General features: G+C 61.4%; 19 protein-coding genes. 15 read left to right on the forward strand and 4 right to left on the reverse strand.

What is annotated here, in order from left to right:
• Positions 1-35 precede the first annotated feature (35 nt).
• From lipA to QN224_RS21995, 3 genes are all read left to right on the forward strand, one after another.
• The gene (gene lipA, locus QN224_RS21985) at positions 36-1,007 is read left to right on the forward strand and encodes a lipoyl synthase (protein ID WP_283978366.1); all 972 of its coding nucleotides are present in this window, start codon (positions 36-38) and stop codon (positions 1,005-1,007) included.
• Between the two features lie 71 nt (positions 1,008-1,078).
• A complete protein-coding gene (locus tag QN224_RS21990) occupies positions 1,079-1,648 on the forward strand; it encodes an AAA family ATPase (RefSeq protein WP_283978367.1) in 570 nt (189 codons plus the stop codon).
• A gap of 9 nt (positions 1,649-1,657) precedes the next feature.
• Complete coding sequence (locus tag QN224_RS21995) at positions 1,658-2,107, forward strand: type II toxin-antitoxin system RatA family toxin (RefSeq protein ID WP_283978368.1); 450 nt, start codon at positions 1,658-1,660, stop codon at positions 2,105-2,107.
• Here the strand turns inward: QN224_RS21995 and QN224_RS22000 are convergent.
• Positions 2,095-2,592: a CinA family protein gene (locus tag QN224_RS22000; protein ID WP_283978528.1), complete on the reverse strand. Its 498-nt coding sequence runs from the start codon at positions 2,590-2,592 to the stop codon at positions 2,095-2,097. The genes QN224_RS21995 and QN224_RS22000 overlap by 13 nt on opposite strands.
• Positions 2,592-3,806 (reverse strand): bifunctional 2-C-methyl-D-erythritol 4-phosphate cytidylyltransferase/2-C-methyl-D-erythritol 2,4-cyclodiphosphate synthase, encoded by a 1,215-nt coding sequence (locus tag QN224_RS22005; RefSeq protein ID WP_283978369.1) that lies wholly within the window; start codon positions 3,804-3,806, stop codon positions 2,592-2,594. The genes QN224_RS22000 and QN224_RS22005 overlap by 1 nt, the downstream gene beginning before the upstream one ends.
• A gap of 177 nt (positions 3,807-3,983) precedes the next feature.
• Between QN224_RS22005 and dusB the strand changes: the two genes are divergently transcribed.
• From dusB to hflX, 9 genes are all read left to right on the forward strand, one after another.
• Complete coding sequence (gene dusB, locus QN224_RS22010) at positions 3,984-5,012, forward strand: tRNA dihydrouridine synthase DusB (RefSeq protein ID WP_283978370.1); 1,029 nt, start codon at positions 3,984-3,986, stop codon at positions 5,010-5,012.
• Complete coding sequence (locus QN224_RS22015; RefSeq protein WP_283978371.1) at positions 5,009-6,166, forward strand: nitrogen regulation protein NR(II); 1,158 nt, start codon at positions 5,009-5,011, stop codon at positions 6,164-6,166. Before dusB ends, QN224_RS22015 begins: the two co-directional genes overlap by 4 nt.
• Positions 6,163-7,617, forward strand: coding sequence for a nitrogen regulation protein NR(I) (gene ntrC, locus QN224_RS22020; protein ID WP_283978372.1), 1,455 nt, complete (start codon positions 6,163-6,165; stop codon positions 7,615-7,617). The genes QN224_RS22015 and ntrC overlap by 4 nt, the downstream gene beginning before the upstream one ends.
• A gap of 205 nt (positions 7,618-7,822) precedes the next feature.
• The gene (locus tag QN224_RS22025; RefSeq protein ID WP_173512695.1) at positions 7,823-10,096 is read left to right on the forward strand and encodes a PAS domain-containing sensor histidine kinase; all 2,274 of its coding nucleotides are present in this window, start codon (positions 7,823-7,825) and stop codon (positions 10,094-10,096) included.
• On the forward strand, positions 10,086-11,450 hold the full coding sequence (gene ntrX / locus QN224_RS22030; RefSeq protein ID WP_283978373.1) for a two-component system response regulator NtrX: 1,365 nt from the start codon (positions 10,086-10,088) through the stop codon (positions 11,448-11,450). Before QN224_RS22025 ends, ntrX begins: the two co-directional genes overlap by 11 nt.
• 66 nt (positions 11,451-11,516) lie before the next feature.
• The gene (gene trkA, locus QN224_RS22035) at positions 11,517-12,893 is read left to right on the forward strand and encodes a Trk system potassium transporter TrkA (RefSeq protein WP_283978374.1); all 1,377 of its coding nucleotides are present in this window, start codon (positions 11,517-11,519) and stop codon (positions 12,891-12,893) included.
• A 13-nt stretch (positions 12,894-12,906) separates the two neighbouring features.
• Positions 12,907-13,770, forward strand: a complete 864-nt coding sequence (locus tag QN224_RS22040; RefSeq protein ID WP_283978375.1) for a D-amino-acid transaminase — start codon at positions 12,907-12,909, stop codon at positions 13,768-13,770.
• A gap of 109 nt (positions 13,771-13,879) precedes the next feature.
• Positions 13,880-14,122 carry an RNA chaperone Hfq gene (gene hfq / locus QN224_RS22045; protein ID WP_003535434.1) on the forward strand — a complete coding sequence of 81 codons (243 nt, stop codon included), beginning with the start codon at positions 13,880-13,882 and terminating at the stop codon, positions 14,120-14,122.
• A gap of 6 nt (positions 14,123-14,128) precedes the next feature.
• Positions 14,129-15,526: a GTPase HflX gene (gene hflX / locus QN224_RS22050; protein ID WP_283978376.1), complete on the forward strand. Its 1,398-nt coding sequence runs from the start codon at positions 14,129-14,131 to the stop codon at positions 15,524-15,526.
• 23 nt (positions 15,527-15,549) lie between these two features.
• On the opposite strand, the gene mazG is transcribed toward hflX, so the two are convergent.
• Positions 15,550-16,383: a nucleoside triphosphate pyrophosphohydrolase gene (gene mazG, locus QN224_RS22055; RefSeq protein ID WP_283978377.1), complete on the reverse strand. Its 834-nt coding sequence runs from the start codon at positions 16,381-16,383 to the stop codon at positions 15,550-15,552.
• A 3-nt stretch (positions 16,384-16,386) separates the two neighbouring features.
• Positions 16,387-16,974 carry a nucleoside deaminase gene (locus QN224_RS22060; protein ID WP_283978378.1) on the reverse strand — a complete coding sequence of 196 codons (588 nt, stop codon included), beginning with the start codon at positions 16,972-16,974 and terminating at the stop codon, positions 16,387-16,389.
• A gap of 230 nt (positions 16,975-17,204) precedes the next feature.
• Between QN224_RS22060 and cysG the strand changes: the two genes are divergently transcribed.
• From cysG to QN224_RS22075, 3 genes are read left to right on the forward strand one after another with little or no spacing between them, the layout of a single operon-like run.
• On the forward strand, positions 17,205-18,665 hold the full coding sequence (gene cysG, locus QN224_RS22065) for a siroheme synthase CysG (protein WP_283978379.1): 1,461 nt from the start codon (positions 17,205-17,207) through the stop codon (positions 18,663-18,665).
• 11 nt (positions 18,666-18,676) lie between these two features.
• Complete coding sequence (locus tag QN224_RS22070; RefSeq protein ID WP_283978380.1) at positions 18,677-18,991, forward strand: DUF2849 domain-containing protein; 315 nt, start codon at positions 18,677-18,679, stop codon at positions 18,989-18,991.
• 14 nt (positions 18,992-19,005) lie between these two features.
• Positions 19,006-20,679, forward strand: coding sequence for a nitrite/sulfite reductase (locus QN224_RS22075; RefSeq protein WP_283978381.1), 1,674 nt, complete (start codon positions 19,006-19,008; stop codon positions 20,677-20,679).
• Positions 20,680-20,689: the final 10 nt, after the last annotated feature.

The raw sequence follows: 20,689 nt of genomic DNA on the forward strand, positions 1-20,689 counted from the left end.
TCACGCCGCGCGCTCGACGCGACAAAGGAAGACACATGGTAACGGTTTTCGATGCTGTCTCGGACCGGGCGCAACGCGTCCGCCATCCGGAAAAGGCGCACAAGCCTGACACGGAAGTGCTGCGCAAGCCCGATTGGATTCGGGTAAAGGCGCCGACGTCGAAGGGATACATGGAAACCCGCTCGATCGTGAAGGGCAACAATCTGGTCACCGTCTGCGAGGAGGCTGGGTGCCCGAACATCGGCGAATGTTGGGACAAGAAGCACGCGACCTTCATGATCATGGGCGAGATCTGCACGCGGGCCTGCGCCTTCTGCAACGTCTCGACGGGCAAGCCGAATGCGCTCGACATGGAAGAGCCCGCCAACGTTGCCAAGGCGGTCAAGCAGATGGGGCTCAGCCACGTCGTCATCACCTCGGTCGACCGCGACGACCTGGACGACGGTGGTGCCGAGCATTTCGAGAAAGTCATCTTCGCGGTCCGCGCGGCCTCTCCCGAAACGACCATCGAGATCCTGACGCCCGACTTTCTGCGCAAGCCCGGTGCGCTGGAGCGTGTGGTCGCCGCCAAGCCCGACGTTTTCAACCACAATCTCGAAACGGTGCCCTCGAACTATCTGACCGTTCGTCCTGGCGCTCGCTACTTCCATTCGATCCGGCTCCTGCAGCGGGTGAAGGAACTCGATCCGTCGATGTTCACCAAATCCGGCATCATGGTCGGCCTTGGCGAAGAACGGAACGAGGTGCTGCAGTTGATGGATGACCTGCGTACCGCTGACGTCGATTTCCTGACGATCGGCCAGTATCTGCAGCCGACCCGCAAGCACCACAAGGTCGAGAATTTCGTGACCCCGGAGGAGTTCAAGTCCTATGAGACGGTCGCCTACACGAAGGGCTTCCTGATGGTCTCCTCAAGCCCGCTGACACGCTCGTCGCATCACGCGGGCGACGATTTTGCGCGGTTGAGGGCAGCGCGCGAAAAGAAGCTTCTGGCCGAAGCGGAGTAGTTCATTCCCACAGCCGGTGAAGAACAGCCGCGGCGTTGTATCGTCGCGGCTCTTTTTTTGGGGGGGCGAGAGTGGCAGATGATCTGACGGACACGAAGCGGGCTGCATCTATTCTCTCGGAGGCAAAACGTGTTTTGGTCATCGGCTGCTCGGGGGGAGGCAAGACGACACTCGCCCGACACTTGTCGGAACACTACGAACTCCCATTTGTTTCGATGGACAGAGAGTTCTTCTGGCTGCCCGGATGGGTTTCCAGAGCGCGGGAGGAACAAAGAAGTCTTATCGCCGCCAAGGTCGCTAACGCGCGATGGGTGATGGATGGGACGAACCCGTCGACCTTCGATCTGCGACTGCCCCGCGCAGACGTCGTGCTCTGGGTGAGGATGCCACGCTTGCTGTGCCTGATAGGCGTGACGCGGCGTTGGCTGAAATGGCGAGGGGCGGCACGGCCGGAAATGGCCGACGGATGTCCGGAACGGGTAAGTTGGGAGTTCGTCCGCTATATCTGGACGTTCGAGCGCAAGTTCGTGCCGCGGATCGAGACCGGCCTGCGGGAGCACGGGCCGGACGTTCCGGTCCTGCAGATAAGAAGCCGGGCACAAATGCGCACGCTGCTTGAACTTCTCGCGGCACGCGCTTAACTGCAAGTCATGCCACACTATGAAACCAACCATGTCGTCAAGCATTCGGCCGATCAGATGTTCGATCTCGTTGCCGACGTCGAGCGCTATCCGGAGTTTCTGCCGCTCTGTGAGGCCTTGAGTGTGCGCTCACGCAAGGAGCGCGATGGCAAGGTGTTGCTGCTGGCGGACATGACCGTCGGTTACAAGGCGATCCGCGAGACCTTCACGACCCAGGTTCTGCTCAACAGGGCCGAGCGCACGATCGACGTCAACTATATCGACGGGCCGTTCAAATATCTCGACAATGAGTGGCGCTTCGAGCCGACTGGCGAAAAGCTGTCGATCGTGCACTTCTATATCGACTACGAATTCAAGAGCCGCATTCTGGGGGCTCTGATGGGCTCCATGTTCGACCGAGCATTTCGGATGTTTTCCGATGCCTTCGAAAAGAGAGCCGACGAGATCTACGCTTCCTGAGCGATCTCTTTGAGGAGGTCGAGCGCGGTTCTGACGGTTGCCAGTCGGACGGCATCGCGGCCAATGTCGCCATAGCGCATCTGGCGGTGAAGCACCCTGCCGTTGGGGCCTGTAGCGGCGAGATGTACAAGTCCCACCGGTTTCTCCGCCGAACCCCCGCCCGGGCCAGCTATACCCGTCACGGCGACCGCGACATCCGCCCCGGAATGGGAGACGGCGCCCCGTGCCATTTCGATGGCGGTCTCGCGCGAGACCGCGCCGTGGGCGGCGAGCGTCGCGATCTCAACACCGAGCATCTGTATCTTGGCGTCGTTGGAGTAGGTGACGAAACCACGATCGACGACGAGTGACGAACCGGCAATCTCGGTCAGCGCGCCGGCAATCAGGCCGCCGGTGCAGGACTCCGCCGTGGCTAGCTTCAGCTTGCGTTGGGTGAAGTCGGCGATGATCGCGTGCGCCTTTCGTTCGATATCGGCCGGCCAGATCATGCGCTGCTCCCCGGCGCGTAGACGACCGTCCCAGTTGCGATTGCAGCGATCCCTTCGTTTCGGCCGATGAAGCCGAGCTTTTCGTTGGTGGTCGCCTTGATCGAGCAGCGGTCGATTGCAATGCCGAGCATTGCTGCCAGGTTCTCCCGCATCTGCTGCCGGTGCGGCCCGATCTTCGGCGCTTCGGCGATGATCGATACGTCCGCATTGGTGATGACGCCGCCACGCTCGCGCACGATCCGCGCCGCATGCTCCAGAAAGATACGGGAAGGCGCACCCTTCCATTGCGGGTCCGACGGAGGGAAGTGATCGCCGATATCACCTGCGCCGCAGGTTGCGAGAAGTGCATCGGTCAGCGCATGCAGCGCGACATCGGCATCGGAATGGCCGGAGAGTTTGCGATCGTGCGGAATGAACACGCCGCAAAGCGTGACGCCGTCGCCTTCGATGAGTTGATGGACGTCGTAGCCATTGCCAGTGCGCACGTCCGGGATCGTGCTGCCCGTGAGCCTTTCATCAGCCATCGAAATATCCCTCTGCAACGTGAGCTTGACGTTGTCCACCATACCTTCGACCAAGACAACGGGAATGCCCGCCCATTCGGCAATGGACGCGTCATCGGTGAAATCCGCTTTGGCGCCGGCATTGGCGGCACGGTGCGCGGAGAGGATCGCGTCCAACTTGAAGCACTGCGGCGTCTGTGCCGCAAAGAGGTTGGTTCGTGGGACGGTCTCTCCTACGACGCCATTTGCGCCGGCCCGCTTCAGCGTATCGGCGACGGCGATCGCCGGCAGGACCGCCTCCGCGCCGGCCAGCAGCGCTGCCCGGCAGCGATCGAGCAAGGCGTGGTCGGCAAAGGGGCGCACGGCGTCGTGGATCATGACGTATTTGGCGCCAGCAGCCGCAATCGCCTCCAAGCCTGCGAGGACCGAAAGCTGCCGCGTCGCTCCTCCGTGCACGATGGTCAAATCGCTTGGCGTGGGCACGCGCTTCAAAGCGGAGGCAAACAATTCCTCGTCATCGGGGTGGATAACCACAATCAGCGGCCCCGTTCCTGCCCATGTCGCGAAAATGTCAAGCGTGTGCGCGATAACAGGCCGGCCGCCGATCGTCCGGTACTGCTTCGGGCCCTCGGCCGATTGGCCGGCACGCTCGCCGCGGCCGGCCGCGACGATGACGACACCACAGGAGAACTGTTCTTCAGGCTGCATCTTATGTATGTGGTCCCGCGTTTCGCCGATCTTCGCCGTGATCTACCGCGAAGGCCCCGCCATTGCCAGCCCCCGCCGTTGGAAGCCGTCATTGGAGCCATGTGGGGAATTTCGTCGGGCGCGTGGAAATCGCTTGGCAAGCCGAATAACAATGTCTAAAAATAGTGCAAGAAGAACATGTGCCTGAAAGATATGCATTTGCCACTACCGGCCCTGTCATCGTCGCTCCGGATCGGGAATGTTGAAATCCGCAACCGGGTGGCGCTCGCGCCGATGTCCGGGGTGACGGATCTGCCTTTCCGCGCGCTCGCCTCGCGTTTCGGCGCGGGATTTGTGGTTACGGAAATGGTCGCCAGCCGTGAACTGGTCAGTAACGCCGCCGAATCCTGGGTGCGACTGAAGAATTCGGGCATCGAGCCGCACATCGTCCAACTCGCAGGGCGTGAGGCGCACTGGATGGCCGAAGCCGCAAGAATTGTCGAGGCGAACGGCGCGGACATCATCGACATCAACATGGGCTGCCCGGCGAAGAAAGTGACAGGCGGCTATTCCGGCTCGGCCTTGATGCGCGACCCCGATCACGCGCTGTCGCTTATCGAAGCAATCGTCAAGGCCGTTTCCGTGCCTGTAACGCTGAAGATGCGGCTCGGTTGGGACGAGAACTCGATAAATGCTCCGTTGATTGCCCGCAGGGCCGAAGAGACGGGTGTGCGGGCCATCACGATTCACGGCCGCACCCGGATGCAGTTCTACAGCGGAAAGGCGGACTGGGACGCGATCCGTGCGGTTCGCGACGTCATCTCGGTCCCTCTCATCGCCAATGGCGACGTCGATACGGTGGCGGATACGACGGAAATCCTGCGCCGGTCGGGTGCCGACGCGGTCATGGTCGGTCGGTCGTCACAGGGGCGGCCGTGGCATGCGGGTGTTCTTGCCGGCGCTCGTCTTCATCCCGACGCATTGGAGATCGCGCGGATCTTCGCCGAGCACTACGCAACGATGCTCGAGTTCTATGGGCCCCAGATCGGTCTTCGGCATGCCCGCAAGCATGTCGGCTGGTACATCGAGCGTTTCGCACCGGAACTCTCGTCCACCGACAAGGCGGCGATCCTGACATCCACCGATCCGGATCTGGTCAGCGACCGGGTCGCTGCCGCGATCGCGAATTCCGGCATCGCATCGGTCAACGAGGAGATGGCGGCATGACGGACAAGGCAATGGCAATGGACCCGGCGGGAGATGCGAACGATCTTTCCATGGCGGTTTTGAACGCGATCCAGAACCCCGTCATCCTTGTTGACGAAAACGGCCTGGTGGCCTTCGCCAACTGGGAAGCCGAGTCCTTTTTTGGCGCCAGCGCCAATCATCTCGCCCGCCACAACATCAGCGCGTTCATTCCATTCGGCAGCCCGCTGCTGACGTTGATCGATCAGGTTCGCGAACGACGGGCGCCCGTCAACGAATACAGGGTCGATCTGAGCTCGCCGCGCCTTGGCGCCGACAAGCTCGTCGATCTCTACGTCGCGCCGGTTCTCTCCGCACCAGGATCTGTGGTCATCGTCTTCCAGGAGCGCTCGATGGCCGACAAGATCGATCGGCAGCTGACCCATCGGGGCGCCGCGCGATCGGTGACCGGTCTCGCCTCGATGCTGGCCCACGAGATCAAGAACCCGCTTTCCGGCATTCGCGGCGCTGCACAGCTTCTCGAAACATCGGTCAACGACGAAGATCGGGCGTTGACGCGGCTGATCTGTGACGAGACGGACCGTATCGTATCGCTCGTCGACCGCATGGAGGTGTTCTCCGACGAACGGCCGGTCGATCGCGTACCGCTCAATATCCATTCCGTGCTCGACCACGTGAAGGCGATTGCCAAGGCTGGCTTTGCCCGCAGAATCAAGATTTCCGAGAACTACGACCCGTCGCTGCCCCCGGTTTATGCCAATCGAGACCAGCTCGTTCAGGTGTTCCTCAACCTGATCAAGAATGCCGCCGAGGCGATCGGCGACCGGACGGACGGCGAGATCATGCTGACGACGGCCTATCGGCCCGGAATTCGGCTCTCTGTTGCCGGAACGCGCGAAAAGATCTCGCTACCGCTGGAGTTCTGCGTACACGACAACGGACCCGGCGTTCCGTCGGATCTGCTGCCGCATCTTTTCGACCCGTTCATCACCACGAAGACGAACGGCTCGGGCCTTGGGCTGGCGCTGGTCGCCAAGATCATCGGCGGCCACGGGGGCATCGTCGAATGCGATAGCCAGCACAACCGCACCACCTTCCGTGTTCTTATGCCGGCTTCCAAGGGGCCTGCGGCGGATGACGACGAAATTCCGATGACAAAAGGAAACATTGCATGACGGGCGCTACGATCCTCGTCGCGGATGACGATGCCGCCATTCGCACCGTGCTCAACCAGGCTCTGAGCCGCGCCGGTTATGATGTGCGCATCACCTCCAATGCGGCGACGCTGTGGCGCTGGATCGCTGCCGGCGACGGTGATCTGGTCGTGACCGACGTCATAATGCCGGATGAGAACGCCTTCGACCTCCTGCCTCGGATCAAGAAGGCGCGTCCGGATCTGCCTGTTCTCGTGATGAGCGCGCAGAACACGTTCATGACAGCCATCAAGGCGTCCGAAAAGGGAGCCTATGACTACCTGCCGAAGCCTTTCGACCTGACGGAACTGATCGGGATCATCGGTCGGGCGCTCGCCGAACCGAAGCGTCGTCCCTCCAAGATCGACGACGATTCGCAGGACGGCATGCCGCTTGTCGGCCGCTCGGCCGCCATGCAGGAAATCTACCGGGTGCTCGCGCGCCTGATGCAGACCGATCTGACATTGATGATCACCGGGGAATCGGGGACGGGCAAGGAACTGGTCGCACGCGCGCTGCACGACTATGGCAAGCGCAGGAACGGCCCCTTCGTTGCGATCAATATGGCGGCGATCCCGCGCGACCTTATCGAATCGGAGCTGTTCGGCCACGAGAAGGGCGCCTTTACCGGCGCGCAGACGCGCTCGACCGGCCGTTTCGAGCAGGCGGAAGGCGGGACGCTCTTCCTCGACGAGATCGGTGACATGCCGATGGATGCCCAGACCAGGCTCCTGCGTGTGTTGCAGCAGGGGGAATACACGACCGTCGGCGGGCGTACGCCGATCCGCTCGGATGTACGGATCGTCGCCGCGACGAACAAGGACCTGAAACAGTCGATCAACCAAGGGCTTTTCCGCGAGGATCTCTACTATCGCTTGAACGTCGTGCCCCTGCGCTTGCCGCCGCTCAGGGACCGGGCGGAGGATATTCCGGATCTCGTCCGCCATTTTGTCCAGCAGGCCGAAAGGGAAGGGCTCGACGTCAAGCGTTTCGACCAGGAAGCGCTGGAACTGATGAAGGCGCATCCGTGGCCCGGCAATGTGCGAGAACTCGAAAATCTGGTACGGAGGCTGACCGCCCTCTATCCACAGGATGTGATCACCAAGGAAATCATCGAGAACGAGCTACGCTCGGAGATCCCCGACAGCCCGATCGAAAAGTCGGCGACCCGCTCCGGTTCGATGTCGATTTCCCAGGCAGTCGAAGAGAATATGCGGCAGTACTTCGCAAGTTTCGGCGATGCCCTGCCGCCCACCGGCCTCTATGATCGGGTGCTCGCGGAGATGGAGTACCCGCTGATCCTCGCAGCCCTGACGGCGACCCGGGGCAACCAGATCAAGGCTGCCGACCTCCTCGGCCTTAACCGAAACACGCTGCGCAAGAAGATCCGCGAACTCGGAGTCTCCGTTTACCGGAGTTCACGCAGTGCTTGACTGTGATGCAACACCGTTGCATTTTCGCCACAATGCGTTGCTTGAACGTCCATAGCGTCGATTCGCTGCGTCGTCATTGAACGCGACTCATCCGGTCGAGGCTCGCCGATACGTTTGGGGCGGGGCGTTGCGGTCAGTTTCTTTGACCTGTTAAAGTTCGCGTTTGCCGGCGCCGTCGGGCGCCGGTTTGGGGGAAGCATTTTACATGGTGGACGGAATGGCCCTGCCATTGGGCACAGAGGACAGGGTCGCAACTGTCCAGGATCGGCGGGCATCCTTCGCCCTGCCTGGATTGATGCTCGCCACCGGCGCGCTGATCTGTGCCACCTTGTCGCTGCTCGTTCTCCTCGGCCTTACCCCCGTTCGACCAGAGCGAAACATCGTCATCGCCTGTGCGGGTATCAACGGCGTCTTCGTCGTCGGCCTGATCTATCTGATCGCGCGCGAAATCCTCAGACTGCTGAGGGCGCGCAGCAAGGGAAGAGCGGCAGCGCGGCTGCATGTGCGCATCGTCGCGCTGTTTTCGATCGTCGCGATAACGCCTGCGATTCTGGTCGCGATTTTCGCGAGCATTACCCTCGACGTCGGGCTCGACCGCTGGTTCTCTCTGCGGACACAGGCGATCGTCCGCTCGTCGCTGAACGTCGCGCAAGCCTATGTGCTGGAGAATGCCAGCTATCTGCAAGGCCAGACTGTGTCGATGGCGAACGACCTCGAGCGCAACCGGCAGCTCTACAGCCTCGATCGCACCGGCTTCACCGAATTGATGACGCGGCAGGCGAGGGGGCGCGGCATGCTTGGCGCCTTCCTGGTCCGCGCCGACGGCAGCGCCATCCTTCAGGCGAATATCTCGACCGAGCGGCCGCTGCCGGCTATTCCGCAGGATGCGCTCAAAAGCACTATTTCCGGTCAGCCGACGCTTATTCCTCCGGGCGTCACCAACCTCGTCGGCGCCGTCATTCCACTCGACAATATACCCGGTACCTATCTCTACACGGTTCGCAACGTCGATCCCGAAGTGATGCGTTCGATGCGGCTGATGGAGGAGAACACTGCCGAATACAAGGCTCTGGAGGCCGGGCGCACGTCGCTGCAGATCGCCTTCGGCGTTCTCTATATCGGCTTTGCTCTTATCGTTCTGCTAGCGGCAATCTGGACGGCGATTGCCGTTGCCGATCGTATCGTTCGACCGATCCGGCAGTTGATCGGTGCCGCGGACAGCGTGGCTTCCGGCAATCTCGACGTCGTCGTTCCGGTGCGCGCCGTCGATGGCGACGTGGGCAATCTGTCGCGCACCTTCAACAAGATGGTCAGCGAGATCCGTACGCAGCAGGAGCAGATCCTGGTGGCGAAGGACGAAGTGGATCAGCGCCGCCGCTTTATCGAGGCCGTGCTCTCCGGCGTCACGACCGCGGTTATCGGCGTCGGCAAGGACCGTCGCATTACCATCGCCAATCCTTCATCGGAAGAGTTCCTGAGGACGGCCGCGCCGGGACTGCTGGGCGCAAGCCTCAGCGAGGTTGCGCCGGAGATCGATGCGGTGCTGATCGAGGCCGAAAGCCGCTATCGCAACGACTACCGCAAGCAGATCAACATCATGCGCGGCGGAACCGAGCGCACGCTGAACGTTCAGGTGACGCGGGAGGAAGGCGACGACTCGCACGGTTCCTACGTGATCACCATCGACGACATCACCGATCTGGTGATCGCGCAGCGGTCGACCGCATGGGCCGACGTGGCGCGCCGCATTGCTCACGAGATCAAGAACCCGCTGACACCGATCCAGCTTTCGGCCGAGCGCCTGAGGCGCCGGTACGGCAAGCAGATCGACCAGCAGGACCGGGCCGTCTTCGACCAATGCACCGACACCATCGTGCGGCAGGTGGAGGATATCGGCCGGATGGTCGACGAATTCTCTGCCTTTGCACGGATGCCGAAGCCGACGAAGGAAAAATCCGACCTGCGCTCGATCCTCAAGGATGCCGTTTTTCTGCGCGAGATGGGCAACACGCACATCACCTTCGTTCGCGATTTCGGTGACGAGCCGCTCGAAGGCCAGTTCGACGGCCGCATGCTCGGCCAGGCTTTCGGCAACATCGTCAAGAACGCGGTCGAGGCAATCGAGGCCGTCCCCGCTGGAACGTCGCGTGGTGCGCCGACCATCATCATTCGCTCCCGTCGCGAGGGTGCTTCCGGCCGCTTCGTTGTCGATGTCATCGACAACGGCAAGGGGCTGCCGACCGAGAACCGGCACAGAATTCTGGAGCCGTACATGACGATGCGCGAAAAGGGCACCGGTCTCGGCCTCGCAATCGTCAAGAAAATCATCGAGGACCATGGCGGACAACTGGAACTGCACGACGCACCGGTCGATTTCGACGGCGGCGTCGGGGCGATGATCCGGGTGATCCTGCCGCCTGCCGGGGAGACCGGGGGCGAAGATACTGTAAAGGATAAGGGTAATACCAATGGCGGCTGATATTCTGGTTGTGGACGATGAGGAGGACATCCGGGAGATCGTCTCGGGAATCCTGTCGGACGAGGGTCACGAGACCCGGACGGCTTTTGATAGCGACAGCGCGCTTGCGGCGATCAACGATCGTGTGCCGAGACTGGTTTTCCTGGACATCTGGATGCAGGGTAGCCGCCTCGACGGACTGGCGCTGCTTGACGAAATCAAGGGCCGCCATGCCGATCTGCCGGTGGTGATGATTTCCGGTCACGGCAACATCGAAACGGCCGTTTCCGCCATCAAGCGTGGCGCTTACGATTTTATCGAGAAACCGTTCAAGGCGGACCGGCTGATTCTCATCGCCGAGCGGGCGTTAGAGAATTCCAAGCTTAAGCGCGAGGTCTCGGAACTGAAGAGAAAGTCCGGAGATCCGGTGGAGCTCATCGGAACCTCCGTCGCCGTATCGCAGCTGCGGCAGACGATCGAGAAGGTGGCTCCAACCAACAGCCGGATCATGATCCAGGGCCCTTCGGGTTCCGGCAAGGAACTTGTCGCACGCATGATCCACCGCAAATCCACGCGTTCGTCCGGGCCGTTCGTCGCGCTGAACGCGGCAGCAATCACCCCGGATCGCATGGAAATCGCGCTTTTCGGCACGGAAGGGACGCCCGGCCAACCGCGCCGAACAGGTGCGTTGGAAGAGGCCCATGGCGGCATTCTTTATCTCGACGAAATCGGCGAAATGCCGCGGGAAACGCAAAACAAAATCCTGCGCGTGCTTGTCGATCAGCAGTTCGAGCGCGTCGGCGGTTCGAAGCGCGTCAAGGTGGATGTGCGCATCATCTCCTCGACCGCTTACAATCTGGAAAACATGATTTCCGAAGGCCTTTTCCGCGAGGACCTGTTTCACCGGCTGGCGGTGATCCCGGTGCGCGTTCCGGCTCTTGCCGAAAGGCGCGAAGACATACCCTTCCTCGTGGACATGTTCATGCGTCAGGTGAGCGAACAGGCCGGCATACGCCCTCGCAAGATCGGCGAGGATGCGCTCGCCGTCCTGCAGGCGCATGACTGGCCGGGCAACATCCGCCAGTTGCGCAACAACATAGAACGCCTGATGATTCTCGCACGCAGCGACGGGCCCGATACGCCGATCACCGCCGACATGCTGCCGACAGAGGTCGGCGACACGCTGCCGAAGATTTCCGCACAGGGTGATCAGCACATCATGACCTTGCCGCTGCGCGAGGCTCGTGAAATGTTCGAGCGCGATTATCTGATCGCCCAGATCAACCGATTCGGCGGAAACATCTCGCGCACGGCGGAGTTCGTCGGCATGGAGCGTTCCGCGCTTCATCGCAAGCTGAAGTCGCTGGGCGTCTGATCCGGAGCGGGTTGGCGGCGGTTTTTCGCTTCTCTGCGCTGCAGCTTGTGGGATGAAGGAACGGCGATGAAAGTTGTCATTTGCGGCGCCGGACAGGTCGGATACGGGATCGCCGAGCGTCTGTCACAGGAAAACAACGACGTTTCGGTGATCGATACGTCCGCCGCGCTCATCGCGCACATCACCGAGACGCTGGATGTGCGCGGCTATGTCGGTCACGGCGCCCATCCGGATGTGCTGGCGAGAGCCGGTGCCGATCAGGCTGACATGATCATCGCGGTGACCCTTTTCGACGAGGTCAACATCGTCGCCTGCGAAGTGGCGCATGCGATCTTCAACGTGCCGACCAAGGTCGCCCGGATTCGCGCTCAGAATTATCTCGTACCGGAATATTCGGACCTCTTTTCACGGGAGAACGTCCCGATCGACGTGACGATTTCGCCGGAGATCGAAGTCGGTCGTCTGGTTCTTCGGCGCATTTCCTTTCCCGGCGCGACCGACGTGGTTCGCTTCGCCGAGGATCGCATCGCCATGGTCGCGATCGAGTGCATGGAAGATTGTCCGGTCGTAGACACGCCGCTGCAGCAACTGAGCGAGCTCTTCCCGGATCTTCTGGCGACCGTCACCGGCATTTTCCGGGACGGAAAGCTGATCGTGCCGCATTCCGCCGATCAATTGCAGACGGGGGATCTCGCTTATGTCGTCTGCGATCGAGATCATACGCGCCGCACGCTGGGACTCTTCGGGCATGAGGAGCAGGAGGCTCGGCGGATCATCATCATGGGCGGCGGCAACATCGGCTATTTCGTCGCGCATACCATCGAGGAGCAGCAGCCCCGCATGCGCGTCAAGCTCATCGAGAGCGACCGGGACCGCGCGGTGCTCTTGGCCGACAAGCTGAGCAACACGGTTGTCTTGAACGGCTCGGCTATGGATCAGCGGATCCTGATGCAGGCGGATGTTCAGGAGGCCGATCTCGTGGTCGCCCTCACGAACAACGATCAGATCAATATTCTCGGCAGCATGATGGCCAAGCGCCTGGGCGCCAAGTCGACCCTGGTCCTGATCAATGAGCCGGCCTACCAGGATTTTGCCGGCACTGCCGGAGTCGACGCGCATATCAACCCGCGGGCGGTGACGATCTCCCGCGTCCTGCAGCATGTCAGGAAGGGCCGCATCCGGTCGGTCTATGCGGTGCAGAACGGCGCGGCGGAAGTCATCGAGGCCGAGGCACTCGAAACGTCACCGCTGGTCGGCAAGGCGCTCCGCGAGCTTGAACTGCCGGAAGGGATCCGCATCGGCGCCCTCTATCGCGACAAGACTTTCATTCGTCCTGACGGCAACACGAGGATAAAGGCGAAGGATCGCGTCGTTCTTTTCGCATCCGCCGACGCCGTGCGCCACGTCGAACAGCTTTTCCGAGTCAGCATCCAATATTTCTGAGGTCGCAATCCCGATGCCGAGAATTGCCTATGTCAACGGCGCTTACGTGCCGCATTCCGAGGCTGCAGTTCATGTCGAAGACCGCGGCTACCAGTTCGCGGACGGCGTCTACGAGGTCTGCGAGGTTCGGCACGGCTTCATCGTGGACCTCAGCCGGCATCTGGATCGCCTCGACCGATCCCTGAAGGAACTGCAGATTGGCTGGCCGATGAGCCGGGCGGCGCTGATCCACGTCATTCGCGAGGTGTTGCGCAGGAACCGGGTGCGCAACGGGCTCTTCTATCTGCAGGTAACCCGTGGCGTTGCGCGGCGCGACCACGTTTTTCCGACAAAGGATACGCCGCCGTCGCTCGTCGTTACGGCCAAGCGGACGGACGCCGCGGCAATCGCAAAGAAGAATGCCGAGGGAATCGCGGCGATTACGGTGCCGGAGAACCGATGGGATCGGGTCGATATCAAGTCGGTAGGCCTTCTGCCGAATGTTCTCGCGCGACAGAAGGCAAAGGAACTCGGAGCGCAGGAGGCGATTTTCGTCGACGCAGACGGCACCGTCAAAGAGGGGGCGGCGACGAACGTCTGGATCGTCGATGGCGATGGCACGTTGCGCACACGTCCTGCAGAGCACGGCATTCTGCGGGGCATAACCCGGACGACGCTGATGGACGTGGCGAAGCCACTTGGCCTGAAGGTCGAGGAAAAGGCGTTTTCGGTAGAGGAAATGTTTGCGGCGCGTGAAGTGTTCATCACCGCGGCGACGAGCATCTGCTTTCCCGTCGTCTCGGTCGACGGAAAGACGATCGGCAACGGCCATCCCGGAAGCATAGCACAGAATATTCGCGAAGCCTTTTTCGACATTGCGGAAAAGACATTGATTTGATACCAAACTTGGAGAGGTGTCGGGGAAGGATACTGTGACGCCTCGAAACGCAGAATTAGACAAAATGCACCGGCGCCCAAAGGCCGGCAAATAAGAAAGAAGCGGCGCGATGGCGGAACGTTCTCAAAACTTGCAGGATCTCTTTCTCAATACCGTCCGCAAGCAAAAGATTTCATTGACCATTTTCCTCATCAACGGCGTCAAATTGACGGGTGTGGTCACATCTTTTGACAATTTCTGTGTATTGTTGCGCCGCGACGGCCATTCTCAGCTCGTCTATAAGCACGCCATCTCGACGATCATGCCGGGTCAGCCGCTGCAAATGTTCGAGAATGAGGAAGCCGCATCCTGACGGGACGTGAGGAACATTACCAAGCGTGATTCAAAATCGTCGTCGGTCATTCCGGAGCTGGAAAAGCTCCGCGATGACATGCGCGCGGTCGTCGTCGTTCCTGTTCTGAAGAAGACAGGAAAGGCATCAGCCGAGATCCTGTCTGCACCGGTGACGCGCTCCGACGAAAGCCGTCTGGAAGAGGCCACCGGTCTTGCGCTCGCCATCGATCTCGACGTCGTGCACGGAATGATCGTTCCAGTGGCCCAGCCGAAGCCGGGAACTTTGCTCGGCAGCGGCAAGATCGAGGAAATCGGCCACATCCTGAACGAAAAGGATGCCGGGCTGGTGATCGTCGATCACCCGCTGACGCCGGTGCAGCAGCGCAATCTCGAGAAGGAATGGAACGCCAAGGTCATCGACCGCACGGGCCTCATTCTGGAAATCTTCGGGCGTCGTGCCTCCACCAAGGAAGGCACGCTTCAGGTCGATCTCGCGCACCTCAACTATCAGAAGGGCCGGCTGGTCAGAAGCTGGACCCACCTTGAACGCCAGCGCGGCGGCGCGGGCTTCATGGGCGGCCCCGGTGAAACCCAGATCGAGGCTGACCGCAGGCTGCTCCAGGAAAGGATCGTCCGCCTGGAGCGTGAGCTCGAGCAGGTACGGCGCACCCGCCAGCTTCATCGCTCGAAGCGAAAGAAGGTGCCGCACCCGATCGTGGCGCTGGTCGGCTATACGAACGCGGGCAAATCGACGCTCTTCAATCGGATGACCGGCGCAGGCGTGCTGGCCGAGGACATGCTTTTCGCGACGCTCGATCCGACGCTTCGGCGTCTGAAGCTTCCGCATGGGCGCATGGTCATTCTGTCCGATACGGTCGGCTTCATCTCCGATCTGCCAACACACCTTGTTGCAGCTTTCCGGGCGACGCTTGAGGAAGTGCTCGAAGCAGACCTGATCCTGCATGTGCGCGACCTTTCCGATCCGGACAACCAGGCGCAGGCAAGCGATGTGTTGCGCATCCTTGCCGATCTCGGCATCGACGAGAAGGAAGGCGCCGCGCGTATCATCGAGGTTTGGAACAAGATCGACAGGCTCGAACCGGAAATGCACGAGGCGCTGGTGAACAAGGCGGCAGCTACGGCCAATACGGTCGCCGTTTCCGCGATTACCGGCGAGGGTGTCGATCAACTGCTTGCCGAGATCGGCCGCCGTCTTTCGGGTGTGCTGACTGAGTGCACGGTTGTGCTCGGTCTCGATCAGTTGCAGCTCTTGCCTTGGGTGTACGAACACTCGATCGTTGATGGACGCGACGATCTGGAAGACGGAAGGGTCAGCCTTGATCTGCGCCTGACCGAAGGCGAGGCCGCCGAGCTTGAACGGCGGCTCGGTAACGGACCGAAACCGGTCGAAGAGGACTGGTGACGAGCTGACGCAACGGCATCCCGTTACGTCAGCTGGCGCTCGATTGCCTTGGCGGCCTGCCAGAGTTCTTCCATGCGCTCCAGCGAGGCGACGTCGAGGCTCTCTCCGCCGGCTTCCAGCTCCTGCTCTATATGACCGAAGCGTCGGCGGAACTTGGTATTGGTGCCGCGGAGCGCCATCTCCGGATCGGTGCCGACATGGCGCCCGATATTGACGACAGCGAAAATCAGGTCGCCGAGTTCGTCGGCCACCTTTCGCTGGTCTCCATCCTTGAGGGCCTGCCGCAGTTCGGTGATCTCCTCCTCGATCTTGTCGAGGATCGGTTCGGGCTTCGACCAGTCGAAGCCGACTTTTGCCGCGCGTTCCTGAAGTTTGAGTGCTTCGACCAGGGCCGGGAAGCTGCGTTGCACGGAACCGAGATGGCTGGCGTCCGCGTCCTGCGGCAGGCCACGCCGCATGCGCCGCTGCCGCCGGTCGGCCTTCTCGGCCCGCTTGATCTCGTCCCATTGCAACTTGACCGCCTCAGGCGTATCGGCGTCCGAGCGCGCGAAGACATGCGGATGGCGGCGGATCATCTTGCGGGTGACGGCTTCGACGACGTCGCCGAAGGAGAATTCGCCGGCCTCTTCCGCCATGCGGGCATGAAAGACCACCTGCAGCAGAAGGTCGCCGAGCTCGTCGCAGAGATCGTCCATGTCGTGGCGCTCGATGGCATCGGCGACCTCGTAGGCTTCTTCGATCGTGTAGGGCTTTATCGTCTCGAAAGTCTGGACGATATCCCAGGGGCAGCCGGTGTCCGGCTGGCGGAGCGCCGCCATGATTTCGAGCAGGCGTTCAATGTCGCGAGAAGGTTCCATGGCTCAGTTCAGCGGTATCGTGTTCCGGTCCTTGCCTGCCTGGTAGTCTCGAGACAGACGGTGATAACGCTCGCGGATGCGCCTATCCTGCGCGGCGAGTCGTTCCTTTGTCAGTTGATCGGTATCGCGCGTCAGTGCCGCAATCGAGGCCGATTTCCAGAAGGCGTTATGCTGTGCGTAGCCCCCCGGTTCCAGCCGGAAGACTTCCTTCAGGATCTTCAGGTCGTGAGGGATCGAGAAGCTGTCGCGCGAATCCTCGTGGCTGAAGAAATAGTAAAAATTGTCGAAGCCGGCCCAGGTGATCGCGGAGAGGCACATGGAGCAGGGCTCATGGGTGGAGAGAAAGATGAGTTCCCGTGTGTCGGGCTTGTCTGCCATCTCGTAAAAGCGCTTGAGTGCATGGACTTCGCCATGCCACAGCGGATTTTCCGTCTCGTTGTTGGTTTCGGCAAGCACCAGCGAAAGATCGGACTTGCGCAGGATCGCCGCGCCGAAGACCTTGTTGCCGGCTGCTACGCCTTTTTCCGTCAGCGGAAGGATGTCTTTTTCGATCACCGTCAGCAGGCGTTCGGCCAGTTCCGATTGTTCCATTTCTGTACTCTCCGCAAATATCAGGCGGCATTTAACGGAGGTCGGCTCGCCAGCGCAATGGCCGAACCAGGCTCGCGGAGCTGTCTGCCCCGGAGATATTTACTCAAAATGGCTGACTGTCGAGCAAAACAATACGTGGCCGGAAAAGCATTGAAATTTCTGTTTCTTCAATTGTTGCCGGCTATGGAGGATATTCGCCGCAGCCTGTAGAAGGAGCCGCTCTTTCAGTGATGTCGCAGCAACTGTCCTTTTTCCCGACATTCTTTAGCGTCGCGCAGAAGCGCGTGGCGGTGTTCGGCAATGGGGACGAGGCTTTTGCCAAGGTGCGGCTGCTTCTGAATACCGAGGCGCACATCGTCGTTTATGCGGATGCGCCCGAGGTCTCGTTCGAGACATTCCTCCATACCAACGGCCTTGAGACCGTTCGGGAACCCTTTGCCGCGCATCAGGTCGAGAGCGCCGTCCTCGTGTTCGCTGCGACCGGCGATGCCGCGGCGGACAGGGCGATCGTTGCCGCCGCGCGGGAAAGAAAAATCCCCGCGAATGCCGTCGATCAGCCGGATTATTGCGATTTCCTGACGCCCGCGCTTGTCAATCGCGCACCAGTCGCCGTCGCGATCGGTACGGAAGGGGCGGGACCCGTTCTGGCGCAGATGATCCGCGCCCAGATCGATCAATTGCTTTCTCCGTCGCTCGGTGTCGTCGCATCTTTGGCTGCAAGCTATCGCGATGCGGTCGAGCGGCTCGTGCCGCGCGGTGTCGCGCGCCGCGTTTTCTGGCGGCGGTTCTTCTCCGGTCCGGTGGCCGATCATGTTGCGCTTGGCGATGTCGCCTCAGCCCGCCGCGAGGCGTCGCGGCTGCTGGATGGTGCAGATCGCGTTTCCGGTCATGTCTGGCTCGTGGGTGCCGGGCCGGGAGCGGAAGACTTGCTGACGCTGCGCGCGCAGCGCGTGATGATGGAGGCCGATGCGATCGTCTATGACGCACTCGTGCCGCAGGCGATCATCGATATGGGGCGCCGCGATGCCGAGCGTCTTTCGGTCGGCAAGCGCAAAGGCTGCCACACCAAATCGCAAGACGAAATCAACCAGTTGCTGGTGAAACTCGCAGGCGAGGGCAAGCGTGTCGTTCGGTTGAAGTCCGGCGACCCGCTGATCTTCGGTCGAGCCGGCGAGGAGATGGCTGCATTGCGGGAAGCCGGCATGAGCTACGAGATCGTTCCCGGTATCACTTCCGCTTTTGCTGCAGCGGCAGACTTCGAGTTGCCGTTGACCCTTCGTGGCGTCGCGTCGTCGCTGGTCTTCACGACCGGCCACGACCTTGGTGGTGACGTGCTGCCGGACTGGGCGCGGCTTGCCGTTTCCGGCGCGACGATCGCGGTCTATATGGGCCGCACTGTAGCGGCTTCGGTTGCCGCACGGCTCATGCAGGCGGGCCTTCCGCAGGAGACGACCGTCGCCGTGATCGAGAACGCCAGCCGCGCCGAACGTCGCCTGTTGCACGGGATTCTACGCGACCTGCCGGACCTCGAAGCCCGCACGGAGCTCGACGGCCCGGTCATGGTGATCATTGGTGACGCTGTTGCGGGTGCGAATTTCGGCCGGTCGGAGCCGCTTGCTGCCGGGCGGCGGCGGGGCACCGAGGCTAGGGACGCTTCTAGCGCGGAACGCGCTGAACAGATTTTGAATTGAGGACGACGCGAATGGTGGACAAGGTTTTGACGGCAAACCGACTGGCGGATGGCATATCCGTGTGGCTCGACGCCTCCGGCAATTGGGTGGAGTCGCTGCAGGACGCCTTCGTCGCCCGCCACGCCGAGGCCATTGCGGCGCTCGAATCGACTGGAAAGCGCTCGTTCGACGAGAATAAAGTCGTGGACGTCAACGTTATCGACGTTGAGGAAGTTGACGGCACGCTTCGCCCGCTGCGCATGCGCGAGCGGATCCGGGCCGAGGGCCCGTCGATAGCCTACGCTCCTGGATATCATGGGCTATCCGGCCCGAAATTTGCTGCCTGAGGACCTGAGACCCTATGTACCGTTACGACGAATTCGACCACGCCTTCGTTTCTGCACGTGTCGAGCAGTTCCGCGATCAGGTCCAGCGGCGGCTGTCCGGTGAACTGGCTGAAGATGCCTTCAAACCGCTGCGGTTGATGAATGGCGTCTATCTGCAACTGCATGCCTACATGCTCCGCGTTGCTATCCCCTATGGCACGCTGTCGAGCCGGCAGATGCGGATGCTCGCCCACATCGCCCGCAAATACGACCGCGGCTATGGGCATTTCACGACGCGCCAGAACATCCAGTACAACTGGCCGCGTCTTTCCGACACGCCGGACATCCTGCAGGAACTGGCAAGCGTCGAGATGCATGCGCTGCAGACCTCGGGCAACTGCATTCGCAACGTGACGGCGGATCATTTTTCCGGCGCGGCTGCCGACGAAGTTGCCGACCCGCGCCCTTATGCCGAGATTCTCCGCCAATGGTCGAGCGTCCATCCGGAATTCTCGTTCCTGCCGCGCAAGTTCAAGATCGCGGTGACCGGTGCCGAGCGTGACCGCGCCGCGATCCAGGTGCACGACATCGGCTTGCACCTGAAGAAGGACGAGAATGGCAGGCTCGGCTTTGCCGTCTATGTGGGTGGCGGGCAAGGCCGGACCCCGATGATCGCCAAGAAGATACGTGACTTCCTGCCGGAAGAGGACCTGCTGTCCTACACGACGGCGATCATGCGCGTTTACAACCTGTATGGCCGCCGCGACAACAAGTACAAGGCGCGCATCAAGATCCTGGTGCATGAAACCGGTGCCGAGGAGCTGGCGCGCCAGGTCGAAGTCGAATTCGCCAAGCTCCAGGACACCGAGTTGAAGCTGCCGGAAGCTGATATCCAGGCGATTTCGGCTTATTTTGCGCCGGCAGCCTTGCCGAACCGACCGGAAGGCTGGGGAAACCTCGCGCGCTGGAAGAAGGTCGATCCGGAGTTCGCGCGCTGGGTTCACCAGAACGTCGAGCCGCACAAGCATCCCGACTACGGCATGGTGACCATCTCGCTGAAGCCGATCGGTGGTATTCCGGGCGACGCCAGTGACGCACAGATGGATGCGGTCGCGGATATCGCCGAGGAATACGCCTTCGATGAAATCCGCGTCAGCCACGAGCAGAACCTGATTCTGCCGCATGTGGCGCTCGCTGACCTGGAGCCGGTCTACCGCGCTCTGGTCGCCGCGGGTCTCGCGACGGCCAATGCGGGCTTGATCACCGACATCATCGCCTGTCCCGGCCTTGACTATTGCGCGCTAGCCAACGCGCGTTCGATCCCGGTCGCCCAGGAGATTTCGAACCGCTTCGGCTCCCCCGAAAGGCAAGCCGAAATCGGCGAGCTTAAGATCAAGATCTCCGGCTGCATTAATGCCTGCGGCCACCATCACGTCGGCCATATCGGCCTGTTGGGTGTCGAGAAAAAGGGTGCCGAACTTTATCAGATTACGCTCGGCGGGTCTGGCGACGAGAAGACGTCGATCGGCGAAATCATCGGCCGCGGCTTCGAGCCAGAAAAGGTTACCGACGCCGTCGAGACGATCGTCGACACCTATCTCGGCCTGCGCCGGGACAGGTTGGAGACCTTCCTCGAGGCTTATCGCCGGGTTGGACCGCAACCGTTCAAGGATGCGCTCTACGGCGGCAATGCACAGGAAGCCGCTTGAGGCAGGGACG

The organism is Sinorhizobium sp. 7-81 (genome assembly GCF_030124405.1).
GTDB classification, from domain to species: domain Bacteria; phylum Pseudomonadota; class Alphaproteobacteria; order Rhizobiales; family Rhizobiaceae; genus Sinorhizobium; species Sinorhizobium psoraleae.